Origin of the sequence: Mesorhizobium sp. B2-5-3 (genome assembly GCF_006441005.1) — a bacterium.
In the GTDB taxonomy this organism is placed as follows: Bacteria; Pseudomonadota; Alphaproteobacteria; order Rhizobiales; family Rhizobiaceae; genus Mesorhizobium.
In genome coordinates this window covers 1-12,554 of record NZ_VFUS01000018.1, presented here as the reverse complement: position 1 = coordinate 12,554, position 12,554 = coordinate 1, and the positions used below count along the sequence as shown (strand labels likewise).

At 63.5% G+C, this 12,554-nt stretch carries 12 protein-coding genes; 8 read left to right on the top strand and 4 right to left on the bottom strand.

Features of this window, described 5'->3' with window-relative positions; translation table 11 throughout:
* Window positions 1-75 precede the first annotated feature (75 nt).
* The 3 genes from FJ867_RS27240 to FJ867_RS27230 are packed head-to-tail and all read left to right on the top strand — an operon-like array spanning window position 76 to window position 2,718.
* Complete coding sequence (locus FJ867_RS27240; protein WP_140729546.1) at window positions 76-642, top strand: sigma-70 family RNA polymerase sigma factor; 567 nt, start codon at window positions 76-78, stop codon at window positions 640-642.
* Window positions 639-1,307, top strand: a complete 669-nt coding sequence (locus tag FJ867_RS27235) for an anti-sigma factor (RefSeq protein WP_140819067.1) — start codon at window positions 639-641, stop codon at window positions 1,305-1,307. Before FJ867_RS27240 ends, FJ867_RS27235 begins: the two co-directional genes overlap by 4 nt.
* Window positions 1,297-2,718: a S8 family serine peptidase gene (locus FJ867_RS27230; RefSeq protein WP_140819065.1), complete on the top strand. Its 1,422-nt coding sequence runs from the start codon at window positions 1,297-1,299 to the stop codon at window positions 2,716-2,718. Before FJ867_RS27235 ends, FJ867_RS27230 begins: the two co-directional genes overlap by 11 nt.
* A gap of 74 nt (window positions 2,719-2,792) precedes the next feature.
* Here the strand turns inward: FJ867_RS27230 and FJ867_RS27225 are convergent, their stop codons facing one another.
* From FJ867_RS27225 to FJ867_RS27215, 3 genes are all read right to left on the bottom strand, one after another.
* Complete coding sequence (locus tag FJ867_RS27225) at window positions 2,793-4,139, bottom strand: FAD-binding oxidoreductase (RefSeq protein WP_140819108.1); 1,347 nt, start codon at window positions 4,137-4,139, stop codon at window positions 2,793-2,795.
* Window positions 4,140-4,309: 170 nt separating this feature from the next.
* Window positions 4,310-5,332: a substrate-binding domain-containing protein gene (locus FJ867_RS27220; RefSeq protein ID WP_140558772.1), complete on the bottom strand. Its 1,023-nt coding sequence runs from the start codon at window positions 5,330-5,332 to the stop codon at window positions 4,310-4,312.
* Window positions 5,333-5,348: 16 nt separating this feature from the next.
* Window positions 5,349-5,573, bottom strand: coding sequence for a hypothetical protein (locus FJ867_RS27215; protein ID WP_140559801.1), 225 nt, complete (start codon window positions 5,571-5,573; stop codon window positions 5,349-5,351).
* 122 nt (window positions 5,574-5,695) lie between these two features.
* On the opposite strand from FJ867_RS27215, the gene FJ867_RS27210 reads away from it, so the two are divergent.
* The 5 genes from FJ867_RS27210 to ugpC all read left to right on the top strand — a co-directional run bounded on the left by FJ867_RS27210 (window position 5,696) and on the right by ugpC (window position 12,292).
* Window positions 5,696-7,051 (top strand): ABC transporter substrate-binding protein, encoded by a 1,356-nt coding sequence (locus FJ867_RS27210; RefSeq protein ID WP_140819063.1) that lies wholly within the window; start codon window positions 5,696-5,698, stop codon window positions 7,049-7,051.
* A gap of 264 nt (window positions 7,052-7,315) precedes the next feature.
* Window positions 7,316-8,329, top strand: a complete 1,014-nt coding sequence (locus tag FJ867_RS27205; RefSeq protein WP_140501210.1) for a sugar ABC transporter permease — start codon at window positions 7,316-7,318, stop codon at window positions 8,327-8,329.
* Between the two features lies 1 nt (window position 8,330).
* Window positions 8,331-9,485: a carbohydrate ABC transporter permease gene (locus FJ867_RS27200; protein WP_140501212.1), complete on the top strand. Its 1,155-nt coding sequence runs from the start codon at window positions 8,331-8,333 to the stop codon at window positions 9,483-9,485.
* Window positions 9,486-9,489: 4 nt separating this feature from the next.
* On the top strand, window positions 9,490-11,154 hold the full coding sequence (locus FJ867_RS27195; RefSeq protein ID WP_140567869.1) for an alpha-glucosidase: 1,665 nt from the start codon (window positions 9,490-9,492) through the stop codon (window positions 11,152-11,154).
* Window positions 11,155-11,179: 25 nt separating this feature from the next.
* Window positions 11,180-12,292 carry a sn-glycerol-3-phosphate ABC transporter ATP-binding protein UgpC gene (gene ugpC / locus FJ867_RS27190; RefSeq protein ID WP_140501216.1) on the top strand — a complete coding sequence of 371 codons (1,113 nt, stop codon included), beginning with the start codon at window positions 11,180-11,182 and terminating at the stop codon, window positions 12,290-12,292.
* A gap of 86 nt (window positions 12,293-12,378) precedes the next feature.
* On the opposite strand, the gene FJ867_RS27185 is transcribed toward ugpC, so the two are convergent.
* A partial coding sequence (locus FJ867_RS27185; protein WP_140819061.1) for a DUF680 domain-containing protein occupies window positions 12,379-12,554 on the bottom strand: 176 nt, incomplete at its 5' end.

Genomic DNA, 12,554 nt, shown 5'->3' with positions numbered 1-12,554 from the left:
ATTCCTTGGCGGAGGATGAACCTTTTTGAGCCGATCAGCGACAGAGCAGGCAGGAGCCAGGCGGCTCGATCGGTCATGACCGGCGCGATGGAGACCGATCGCGCGCTTGTCGAGCGGGTCGCGAAGGGCGACCGGGCCGCCGTGCGGCTCCTGTTCATGCGCCACCACGCGCGGATATACCGCTTCGTGGCGCGCCAGACGGGATCGGAAATGATGGCTGACGACATCGCGAACGAGGTGTTCCTCGAACTGTGGCGCCAGGCGCCTGGTTTCGAGGGACGTTCCGAAGTCTCGACATGGCTGCTCGGCATCGCCCGCTTCAAGGCGCTGTCCCTGTTGCGCAAGAAAAAGGAAGACTGGATCGACGACGAGGCCGCAGCCGCGCTGCCCGACGGCGCCGATACGCCCGAGATCGTTGCCATGAAGGAGGACAAGAGCACTGCCTTGCGCCGCTTCATCGATGCCTTGCCGCGCGAGCATCGCGTGGTCATCGATCTCGCCTATTATCAGGGGCAATCGGTGACCGAGATCGGCGAGGTGCTCGACATCCCGGTCGCGACCGTCAAGACCCGCATGTTTTATGCCCGCAAGAAACTCGGCGAAGCCCTCAAGGCCGCCGGTTACGACAGGGGGTGGCCATGAGCGCCGCTGAAAAGATGTCGCGCCGCGACGAAATGGAAACGTTGCTGCCGTTCTACCTGAACGGTTCGCTGGAAGGCTCGGAACTGGAGGCCGTCGAGGAATGGCTGGCCAGCGATCCGACGGCGATGGCCGCCCTTGGCGAGGCGGAGGCTGAATTCTCCAGCACCGCGGCCGCCAATGAGGCGATCCGTCCGCCGGCCGATGCGCTGAGCCGCTTTTCCAGGACGCTCGATGCCGAGGCTGGCCCGGCGCGCGCCGCCGCCGGTTCGTCCTGGCTGGCGCAGGCCTGGAGCCGCTTCATCGCGCTGCCGGTCGGCGTCGCCTGGGCGGCGGCCGCGGCTCTGCTGGCGCTGGTCATGGTGCAGTCGTTCGTGCAGCCCGGCGGCAAGGGCGGCAATTTCGAGATCGCGGGCGCGCAGGACGAGATGGCGAAGATGCCGTTCGCCCTGGTCAAGTTCAGGCCCGACGCGAAAATGTCCGACATCGCCGCCTTTCTCGGCAGCAGCGGACTGAAGATCCTGGACGGACCGACCGCCGAGGGCGTGTTCCGGCTCGGCATTCCGGCCGCCAACGCGGCCGACTACACCAGGCAACTCGGCCTTGTTGCCGCCCAGCCTTTCACAGACACCGTGATCGAGGGAAGGAAACCGGCCGATGGCGGCTGAGGCGGTCATTCGATTTGCGGCAATCCTTGCGGCGGCGATGACGATCGCCACCGGGCCTGCGTCGGCGCAGGGCAACGACGCCAATACCGACCGAAAGATCGCCTGCCGCGACGGCACCGATGCGGCAGGCGCCGACTGTGGCAAGGACGGCGGCGACAGCGGCAGCGCGGCCGGTGCCGTGTTTCTTCCCGCCCTGATCGTCGACCTGTTCCCCAATCCGGCCGCGCCCGCGGCACCGGTGCCGACGCCACGGCCGGACCCGGCGGCGCCGCCCGCCGGCACGCAGGCCGGACCGCCTTCGGCCGGGCCGATCGTCTCGCCAAGCGATCTCATCGCCGTTCAGCCGCCACGCGCCGTGGCCGGCGATTTCGTGCCCGACGAGGTGCTGGTGACCGTCGATGGCGATGCGGGCGCCGTGCAGCAGATCGCCGCTTCCTTCGGCCTCGATGTGCGCTCGCAGCGGCAATCATTTTTGCTCGGGACCACGCTTGTGCGCTTCGGCATTCCCGACGGTCGCCCCGTCGGCGTGGTGCTGGCGCAGCTTGCCGCCGACAGCCGCACGCAGCGGCGTGAGCCCAACCATATCTATTCGCTTCAGCAGGTGGCGGGCATCGTCAACTATGCGTTCGAGCGCATCGCGCTCGACGCCAACCAGGCGAGCGGCGAGAACGTCCGCGTCGCGGTAATCGATACCGGCGTCGACGACACCAATCCGACACTGGCCGGGGTCATCGCCGGCCAGTTCGACGCTATGCCCGACGTGCCGGTCGAAAAGCGCGACCACGGCACCTCAATCGACGGGCTGATCGCCGGCGTCGGCGCGCTCAAGGGCATGGCGCCCGGCGCCAGGATCTATCACGCACGTGCCTTCGAAGGCGGCAAGTCGACAATGGACGTCATCCTCGCTGCGCTCGACTGGGCGGCCGAGCAGGACGTGCCCATCATCAATATGAGTTTCGTCGGTCCGAAGAACGACCTGCTCGGCGTCGCCTGCCGCAATGCACGCGCGCTCGGCATGGTTCTGGTCGCCGCCGCCGGCAACAACGGGCCCAAGGCGCCCTATGGCTACCCGGCCGCCTTCGACGGCGTCATCGCGGTGACCGCCACCGACGCCAGGGATGGGCTAATGCCGCAGGCCAATCGCGGCGGCTATGTCTTCATCTCGGCGCCGGGCGTCGAGATGGTGGCGCCGAGCGGAGCCGGCTCGGATGTCGTCACCGGCACATCGTTCGCCGCCGCGATCGTCTCGGGCGCCATTGCCAATCTCATCCACGCCGCGCCGGACCGCTCGGCCGACGCCATCGAAAAGGCGCTTGCCGCAACGGCCCGGGATCTCGGTTCGAAAGGGCGGGACGATGACTTCGGCTACGGGCTGCTGGACATCAAGGCCGCCGAGACGGCGAAGGAATGATCCTTGGCAACATGCTCCTAAATTCAGTCGGCTATTTGCGATGGCCGAGACGGGACGAATGCTGGACTAAACATCTAGAGGGCCGGACCCAACCGAACGGCGCTTCCATCATAGAAGCGTGACAGCCGAAAGCGGCTGAGATCATGCCCACTCGCGTTACCCTGTATCAGGTCGGAAACGACGCGACCGATTCCAGGTCCGATACCGAAGCCGTGACCACTCATTCCCGTGGCCACGAAAAGACCGACGACTGCCCGGGCGTGATCCACGACGGGGACGACATCGGGCATGGCGTCAATCATGCCTCCCCAGCCTGCCTTCAAGCGAACTGTTTCGAACTGTGGAAAAAGGCGTCTGAAATTGCGCTCTACAGAACGGAGGCCGGAGCGTTCAGCGGTCGGGTTGAGCACGCGCATTCTTTCGAAAGGACTCTGGGAATCCGGGGTCCAATCGCGCGGAATCGACCAGCTGTCAGGGTAACCTGATGGGGCGCACGGAAAGTAGCGGGTTCCGAGCGGGTTGGCCATGAGGGCGGGAAGATACTTGGTGGCGTGCCGGAATGCGTCGGGTCCCAGGTAAAGCAAATTACTGCCTCCCGGGGCGAGCGTGTATCCGCCATCCTGTCGGCGCCTGAAAGCGATGTGTTCGTCCGCTGCCGCACCTGCATAGATTTCAGGCATAGGCTCCGTTGCGGCTACGGTTACCCTGACGCTGAGTTGGGGGATGGAGACGCCGTGTCTTCTCAGGAACAGCGACGACCAGGCGCCGCCCGCGACCAGTACGCTGGAGGTTTCAATGTATCCCGCCTCGGTCCACACTCCTCTGATCCTGCCAGCTGAGATTTCGAGGGTTCGCGCTGCGCAATTCTCTATGATCTTGGCGCCTTTTCGGACGGCAAGACGAGCAAGCGCAGGTACCGCCAACCAAGGCTCCGCGCGCATGTCGGAGGGCGTCGTCATCGCGCCCTTGAACTTGCGCGACATGCCCTTGATGAGTTTCGCGGTTTCGTCCGCGTCCAGGAGGCGAGTGTCGAGCCCATGGATGGCGGCGATCTTCATGAACTCTTCGAAACCGGCCATGTCCTTGTCGGAGTTCGCCAGATAGGTCACACCTGTCTGGTCCAGCCCGATGTCTTCGCCGCATTCCTCAGCCAGTTGCCGCCATAGGCGAAAAGCCTCGATGACAATTGGCAGTTCATCTGCGTCGCGCCCCTGCTTTCGAATCCAGCCCCAGTTTCGGGACGATTGTTCGGCCGCAACGCGGCCTTTTTCCAGCAGCGTGACCGGAATGTTCCGCTCCGCCAGGAAAAGAGCCGTCGTTACGCCGATAATGCCGCCACCAATGATGACCACCTCCGAACGCTTCGGCGGTGGGCCAGGATGTTGGATTGGATCCTTTTCGGAGAACGGGAATATGGGCAAATTGGGCATCCAGGAGGGCTGGTTGATGGCTTCGGCTTTACTGGTTGCCACCCTCTAAAAGCCAAAGCAAGCGCGGTGCAGGCAGACCACTATCCATGACACTGCAATCGATCTTCCGGCAACGCCCGCAAGCGGTCGAACTCGGCCCCTCGGAGCGATTGGCTCTAACCCTAGGCAGGCGCTCCGGCAACCGACCCCCTGATCACCAGGTCGACCGGCCAGACCTCGCCGCGCGGGCCCTCCTCCAGGCCCGATATCCGTGCGGCCAGACGCTCGGCGATGCGGGCGCCGGCGAGCCGGATCGAGGAGCGCGTCGTCGACAGCGGTACGGAGAAATTCTCCGGCTTCAGCCATGGGAAGACGTCGTCATGTGCAATTAATGAGATGTCGCCGGGGATGCTCAGGCCGAGGTCGCGCACGGCGCGCACGACGCCGAGCGCCATGATCAGGCTGGAGCAGGCGATCGCGGTCGGCGCGCCGTCCTGTTCGAGCAGGCGCCGGGCGGCGCGATAGCCGTTCTCCTCGGTCATGGCAACGGAGCAGACATGGCGGTCGCCCAAGGTCAGGCCGCTCGCGGCGAGCGCCCGGCGCACGCCTCGCTCGCGATGCACGGCGAAGGTTTCGCGGTCATCGCCATTGATCAGCGCCAGCCGCCGGTGGCCGAGCTGGACGAGCAGTCGCGCCGCCTCGTAAAAGGCGCCCTCATTGTCGATGTCGAGATAGGGATAGTCGAAATCGAAACCTTCGCTGCGGCCATGGATGATGAAGGGTATACCGAGCGTGTTGACCAGCGCCACACGCCGGTCGGCCGGCGTCGGCGAGGAGATGTAGACGGCGTCGACCTGGCGGTTGGCGACGATGCGCCGGTAAGTCGTCTCCTGGTCGTCGGCGTCGGCGGGAGACAGCACCAGGTCGAGCTCGTGCGAGCGCGCATAATCGCCAAGGCCGGACAGGAATTCGACGAAGTGCGGGTCGATGTCGACGGCAGCACCCGTCGGCAAGACATAGCCGATCATTCCGGACTTGCCGGTCGCAAGCCGGCGTGCGCTCGGATTGGGGCGATAGCCATGGCGCTTGGCGGCGTCCATGACGCGCCGGCGCGTCTCTTCGTTGACCTCGGGATAGCCGTTCAGCGCCCGGCTTACCGTGGTCTGCGAAAGCGCCAGCATGTGCGCGAGTTGCTTCAGGTTCACGAGAGGGCTCCATGCCTCAAAGCGCTTTCAAATTGAATCGACCCAAGCCCTGCGGCAGGCCCGTCATATCATGGCGACCATAGGCAGGCTTGGTGCAGGTTTGAAACATAAATTGCTGCTGCACTGCCAAAAAAGCATGCTGCAGCGCGATTTTCCAGGCGCCAGACTCCGGAACTAAATCGATTAAGTTACCACGCCTCTTGACTTCTGGACGATTCAATGGCGAGATCGAAATAGCCAAAGCGCTTTGGAAGACTCTTCGAAAGGTTGCGGTTCCTTTCCGACTGAGTCACAGTCCTGCGGCGTCGGCGGGCGGAATGGAGGTTCCGTCCGGTGTTTGTGACCCACTGGGAGGGAATACCGATGAAGAAAATGCTTTTGCTGGGCGCCGCGCTTGCCGTGCTCGCCCTCGGCGCGCCCGCGCAGGCCGAGCTGAAATTCAAGCCGGGCGAGGACAAGCGTTTCAACTGGGCAAACTACGAAGAGCTCAAGAAAATCGACCTCAAGGGGGAGACCCTGTCGATCTTCGGGCCATGGCGCGGCGAGGACGAGACCCTGGTGCGCGGCGTACTCGATTATTTCTCGGAAGCCACCGGCGCCGAGATCAAATATTCCTCCTCGGAAAATTACGAGCAGCAGATCGTCATCGACACGCAGGCCGGCAGCCCGCCCAACATCGCCGTTCTGCCGCAACCCGGCCTGATCCAGGACCTTGCTTCCAAGGGTCTCTTGACGCCGCTCGGCGACGATACCGCCAAATGGGTCAAGGACAATTACGGCGCCGGCCAGTCATGGGTCGACCTCGGCACCTTCAAGGACAAGGACGGCAAGCCGGGCTTCTTCGCCTTCCCCTACAAGGCCGACGTGAAGTCGCTGGTCTGGTACTCGCCGGACAATTTCGAGGAAGCCGGCTACAAGGTGCCGAAGACGCAGGAAGAACTCGCCGATCTCCAGAAGAAGATTATCGCCGACGGCGGCACGCCGTGGTGCATCGGGCTCGGCTCGGGCGGCGCCACCGGCTGGCCGGCGACGGACTGGGTGGAAGACCTGATGCTGCGCACGCAGTCTCCGGAAACCTACGACAAATGGGTGAAGAACGAGATCCCGTTCAACGACCCGGCCGTGGTCAATGCAATCGACATCTTCGGCAAGATCGCGACCGACGACAAGATGGTGGATGGCGGCGCCAAGGCGGTCGCGGCCACAGATTTCCGCGACAGCCCCAAGGGCCTCTTCGCGGTGCCGCCGAAGTGCTACCTGCACCATCAGGCGTCGTTCATCCCGACCTTCTTCCCCGAAGGCACGAAAATCGGCCAGGACGCGGATTTCTTCTACTTCCCGCCCTATGCCTCCAAGCCCCAACTCGGCACTCCCGTGCTCGGCGCCGGAACGCTGGCGATGATCACCAAGGACTCGAAGGCCGCCCGCGCGTTCATCGAATTCCTGAAGATGCCGCTGGCCCATGAGATCTGGATGGCCGAAGGCGGTTTCGTGACGCCGTTCAAGGCGGTCAACAAGGATGCCTATGCCAGCGATGCGCTGCGCAAGCAGGGCGAGATCCTGGCCAACGCCTCGACTTTCCGCTTCGACGGGTCGGACCTGATGCCGGGCAAGATCGGCGCCGGCGCCTTCTGGACCGGCATGATCGACCTGGTCGGCGGCAAGTCGGCGCAGGACGTCGCCACCGACATCCAGAAGAGCTGGGACGCGATCAAGTAAGAGCCGCGTCTGCGGAGGCCTCGGCCTCCACCTCCCGAGCGGATCCGGGCCAACCGGCCCGGATCCGACCGGCCCCATCGCAACATCCCAGCCCGGCCAACCGGGACGGATCAGGTTCCAGTCTTGACAGCGTAGACATTCCGGCATGCGGCGGGCACGGAGCCACACGCTTCCCTGCCTGCTCGCGCTCAACAACGAGATCGGCGCGCGGCGCAATCGCAAGGATCGTTTCCATCCTGGCGGGTCGTGCAGGGAGAGGGACCCATGGCGGCTCAGATTTTCTCGGCCATATTCGTCATCATCATCGGCGTCGGCGGCTGCGTCGCCTATTTCTGGGGCGCCAACAAACTGCTCGACGTCACCTTTCCCTCGCGCGGCGTCTCGGGTGCCGCCGCCGTCGACAATCTGCGCCGGCAAGGGCTGATCCGGCCCTGGCTGTTCGTCGGTCCGGCGATGATCATCCTGACCATCTATCTCATCTATCCGGTGGTCGAGACGCTGCGGCTGTCCTTCCTCGATCGCGGCGGCGCCAATTTCGTCGGCCTGGCCAATTATCAATGGGCTTTCGGCGACCGCGAGTTTCGCAATTCGATCCTCAACAATGTGCTCTGGCTGGCCGTAGTGCCCGCCGCCTGTACCTTCCTTGGCCTGATCATCGCCGTGCTTACCGACAAGATCTGGTGGGGCACGATCGCCAAGAGCCTGATCTTCCTGCCGCTGGCGATCTCCTTCGTCGGCGCCAGCGTCATCTGGAAATTCATCTATGAGTATCGCGGCGAAGGCCAGACGCAGATCGGCATCCTGAACGCCATCATCCAGCATTTCGGCGGCCAGCCGCAGGTCTGGATATCGCTGCCGTTCTGGAACAATTTCTTCCTGATGGTGATCCTGATCTGGATCCAGACCGGCTTTGCCATGGTCATCCTGTCTTCGGCGCTGCGCGGCATTCCGGAAGAGACGCTGGAAGCCGCCGTCATCGACGGTGCCAATCCGTTCCAGATCTTCTGGAAAATCATGGTGCCGCAGATCTGGGGCACCATCGCCGTGGTCTGGACCACAATCACCATCCTGGTGCTCAAGGTATTCGACATCGTCCTGACCATGACCAATGGCCAATGGAACAGCCAGGTGCTGGCCAATCTGATGTTCGACTGGATGTTCCGTGGCGGCGGTGATTTCGGCCGCGGCGCGACAATCGCCATCATCATCATGATCGCGGTCATTCCGATCATGGTCTGGAACATACGCCAGGCCAACAAAGAGACGGGAGGACATTGAGATGACCGTCGCGACCGGAAACTCCTTCGCCAGCCGCTTCGGCGTTCACATCGCCGTCCTGGTCTTCGTTGCGATCTGGACCATGCCGACGCTCGGCATCCTGGTATCGTCGCTGCGCGACAAGGACCAGATCATCGCCTCGGGCTGGTGGAACTCGTTCGCCAGTTCGACCCAGACCGAAGCTGGACGCCTGCCGCCCGCCTCGGCGCAGGTCGAGAAGGACGGCAAGTTCGTCCTCCAGGGCAACATTTTCGGCGATGGCGCCAAGCGCGAGATCAGCGCCTTCGGCGTCAAGTCGGCGGCACCGACACAATATCCGGCCGGCACATCGGCCGATCTCGGCGATGGCGTTACCTTGCAGCTCAATGCCGACGGCAGCTTCGTCATGACCTCGCCCAAGGCGTTCGAGGGCGACCGCGGCCAGCGCGTCTACTATGCCTCCTCGGCGCCGCCGAAATTCACCACCGACAATTACAGGACCGTGCTGTTTTCGGAAGGCATCGGCCGCTCCTTCATGAACTCGCTGACCGTCACTATCCCGGCGACCGTCATCCCGATCCTCATCGCCGCCTTTGCGGCTTACGCTCTGGCCTGGATGCGCTTTCCCGGGCGCGCGCTTCTGATCGCGGTCATCATCGGCCTGCTGGTGGTGCCGCTGCAGATGTCGCTGATCCCGCTGTTGAAGCTCTATAACGGCGTCGGCGCCTTCTTCGGCGTGCCCTCCAAGACCTATCTCGGCATCTGGCTGGCGCATACCGGCTTCGGACTGCCCTTCGCCATCTACCTCTTGCGGAGCTACATTGCCGGCCTGCCGCGCGAGATCATGGAATCGGCGCGCATCGACGGCGCCAGCGATTTCGAGATATTCGTCAAGATCGTGCTGCCGCTGTCATTTCCCGTGCTGGCGTCCTTCGCCATCTTCCAGTTCCTGTGGGTATGGAACGATCTCCTGGTGGCGATGGTTTTCCTTGGCACGGAGGCGGATCAGATCGTGCTGACCGCCAAGCTCAATGCCTTGCTCGGCTCGCGTGGCGGCGACTGGGAGATCCTGACGACGTCGGCTTTCGTGACCATCATCGTGCCGCTGATCGTGTTCTTCTCTTTGCAGCGCTATTTCGTCCGCGGGCTGCTCGCAGGCTCGGTGAAAGGAGGCTGAAACCATGCAATCCGCTTTGAAAGCCAGTTCGAGGCCCGATCTCGCCGTCGATAGCGACTGGTGGCGAGGTGCCGTGATCTACCAGATCTATCCGCGCAGCTACCAGGACTCGAATGGCGACGGCATCGGCGACCTCAAGGGGATCATCGGGCGGCTGCCCTATATCGCCGCGCTCGGCGCGGACGCCATCTGGATCTCGCCCTTCTTCAAATCGCCGATGAAGGATTTCGGCTACGACGTCTCGGATTACTGCGACGTCGACCCGATGTTCGGCACGCTGGCCGATTTCGACGCGCTGACGGCGGAGGCGCACAGGCTGGGGCTGAAGGTGATGATCGACGAGGTGCTGTCGCACACCGCCGACATCCATCCCTGGTTCAGGGAAAGCCGATCGAACCGCAGTAATCCGAAAGCCGACTGGTACGTCTGGGCCGATCCCAGGCCGGACGGCACGCCGCCCAACAACTGGCTGTCGATCTTCGGCGGATCGGCCTGGCAATGGGACACCAGCCGCCAGCAATACTACCTGCACAACTTTCTCGCGGAACAGCCGGACCTCAATTTCCACAACGGCGAAGTCCAGGACGCGCTGCTCGACGTGACCCGCTTCTGGCTGGAGCGCGGTGTCGACGGGTTCCGCCTCGACACCATCAATTTCTACTTCCACAGCCAGGGGCTGGAAAACAACCCGCCGTTGCCGCCGGAGCAGCGCAACGACCAGACCGCACCCGCGGTCAATCCCTACAACTACCAAGACCACATCTACGACAAGAGCCGTCCGGAGAACCTCGGCTTCCTCGAACGCTTCCGCGCCCTGCTCGACGAATATCCGGCAACGGCCGCGGTCGGCGAGGTCGGCGATTCACAGCGCGGACTGGACGTTGTCGCGGCCTATACAGCCGGCGGCAAGCGCGTGCACATGTGCTATTCCTTCGACTTCCTGGCGCCGGAAAAGATCAGCGCCGCCAAGGTCCGTTCGGTGCTGGAAACCTTCGGCAAGGTTGCCAGCGACGGCTGGTCGTGTTGGGCCTTCTCAAACCATGACGTGATGCGCCCGGCCTCGCGCTGGGCCGCCAACGAAGCCGACCCGACCGCCTATCTCAAGGTTATCTCGGCATTGCTGATGTCCTTGCGCGGCTCGGTCTGCATCTATCAGGGCGAGGAACTGGGGCTCGGCGAAGCCGAATTGCGGTTCGAGGATCTGCAAGATCCCTACGGCATCCGTTTCTGGCCGGAATTCAAGGGCCGCGACGGCTGCCGCACGCCGATGGTGTGGGACGGCAGCGCCAGGAATGGCGGCTTCTCCCAGGCAAAGCCGTGGTTGCCGGTGCCGGCCAAGCACCTGTCGCAAGCCGTCAATGTCCAGCAAGGCGACGAGCATTCGCTGCTCGAACACTACCGACGCTTTCTCGGCTTCCGCCGTGCCCATCCGGCGTTGGCCAAGGGCGATATCAATTTCATCGAAAGCCAGGGCGACACTGTCGCCTTCACGCGCCGCGCGGGCAACGAGCAGATCGTCTGCGTCTTCAACCTGGGATCCGGGCCAGCGGAGGTTGACCTTGGCGGTCGATCGCTGCAACCTTTGCCCGGACACGGATTTTCGGGACAGCAGAGCTCCGGCTCCATCCGCCTCGGCGGCTACGGCGCCTGGTTCGGGCGCATCGACTGAATTCTAGGGACCACTGGAGGGAAACATGGCCGATGTCACGCTGAGGCAAGTGAAGAAATCATACGGCAATCTCAACATTCTGCACGGCATCGACCTCGACATCAAATCGGGCGAGTTCATCGTCTTCGTCGGGCCGTCGGGTTGCGGCAAGTCGACATTGCTGCGCTCGATCGCAGGGCTCGAGGAGATCACCTCGGGCGAGCTCAGAATAGCCGGCGAGGTGGTCAACGACGTGCCGCCGTCGAAACGCGGCATCGCCATGGTGTTCCAGTCCTACGCGCTCTATCCGCATATGACGGTCTACGACAACATGGCGTTCTCGATGAAGATCGGGAAGGAAAGCAAGGCCGAGATAGACAAGCGCGTGCGCCAGGCGGCAGAGATCCTGCAGCTGACCAACTATCTCGACCGCCTGCCCAAGGCGATGTCGGGAGGCCAGCGCCAGCGCGTGGCCATCGGGCGCGCCATCGTGCGCAACCCGAAGGTGTTCCTGTTCGACGAACCGCTGTCGAACCTCGACGCCGCGCTACGCGTCGCCACCCGCATCGAGATCGCCAAGCTCAAGGAATCGATGCCCAACACCACCATGATCTATGTCACCCACGACCAGGTCGAGGCGATGACGCTGGCCGACCGCATCGTGGTGCTGAAGGAGGGCCATATCGAGCAGGTCGGCACGCCGATGGAACTCTACAAGAAACCCGGCAATCTGTTCGTTGCTCAGTTCATCGGCTCGCCGGCCATGAACATCCTGCCGGCGACCATCGACAAATCGGGCAATCCGACCGTCATCAGTCATGTCGGCGGCCGCAAGGCTACGGTGCCGATCGCGACGCCGGCCTCGGCCAAGGGCGCGTCGGTGAGCTTCGGCGTGCGGCCGGAGGACCTGACGATCGCCGGCGGCACGGACTATCTGTTCGAAGGAACGGTGGATTATGTCGAGCAGCTCGGCGAGGTGCAACTCGTCTATGTCGACATCGGCCGCGCCGACCTGCCGCTGGTGACCAAGCTGCCGGGCAATGTCGAGGTCAAGCGCGGGGCGACGCTGCGGCTGAGCGCCGACGCCGGAGACCTTCATATCTTCGACGCGGATGGCCGATCCTTCGCGCTGCACGAGACGGAAGCGAAAGCGGCCTGAGAGCAGGCCATGAATTAATTGCCGGTCACGCAAAAAAGGAGCGGCGGGCAAAGCCCGCCGCTCCTGTTTGGTGTCAGCTTCGGCTGTTAGTGGCCGAAGAGATTCCGGTCACTGCCCTGAGGGGCGGACTTGTGTTCATCGCCCGACGAATTGAGCAGCTTGTAGACCGGCGAGCCGCTGTCGCGGATCGAAGCCGTGTGCGCATTGTCGACCGAGGTGACGGCAGGCTGGTTGGCGCCATTGGAGCCATAGTTGTCGCTGC

Bases quoted from the DNA above. Each gene is read 5' to 3' on its own strand.
- FJ867_RS27200 (WP_140501212.1), top strand. From the start codon at position 8,331: ATGACCGTCGCGACCGGAAACTCCTTCGCCAGCCGCTTCGGCGTTCAC.
- FJ867_RS27235 (WP_140819067.1), top strand. From the start codon at position 639: ATGAGCGCCGCTGAAAAGATGTCGCGCCGCGACGAAATGGAAACGTTG.
- FJ867_RS27210 (WP_140819063.1), top strand. From the start codon at position 5,696: ATGAAGAAAATGCTTTTGCTGGGCGCCGCGCTTGCCGTGCTCGCCCTC.
- FJ867_RS27240 (WP_140729546.1), top strand. From the start codon at position 76: ATGACCGGCGCGATGGAGACCGATCGCGCGCTTGTCGAGCGGGTCGCG.
- FJ867_RS27195 (WP_140567869.1), top strand. From the start codon at position 9,490: ATGCAATCCGCTTTGAAAGCCAGTTCGAGGCCCGATCTCGCCGTCGAT.
- FJ867_RS27230 (WP_140819065.1), top strand. From the start codon at position 1,297: ATGGCGGCTGAGGCGGTCATTCGATTTGCGGCAATCCTTGCGGCGGCG.
- FJ867_RS27205 (WP_140501210.1), top strand. From the start codon at position 7,316: ATGGCGGCTCAGATTTTCTCGGCCATATTCGTCATCATCATCGGCGTC.
- ugpC (WP_140501216.1), top strand. From the start codon at position 11,180: ATGGCCGATGTCACGCTGAGGCAAGTGAAGAAATCATACGGCAATCTC.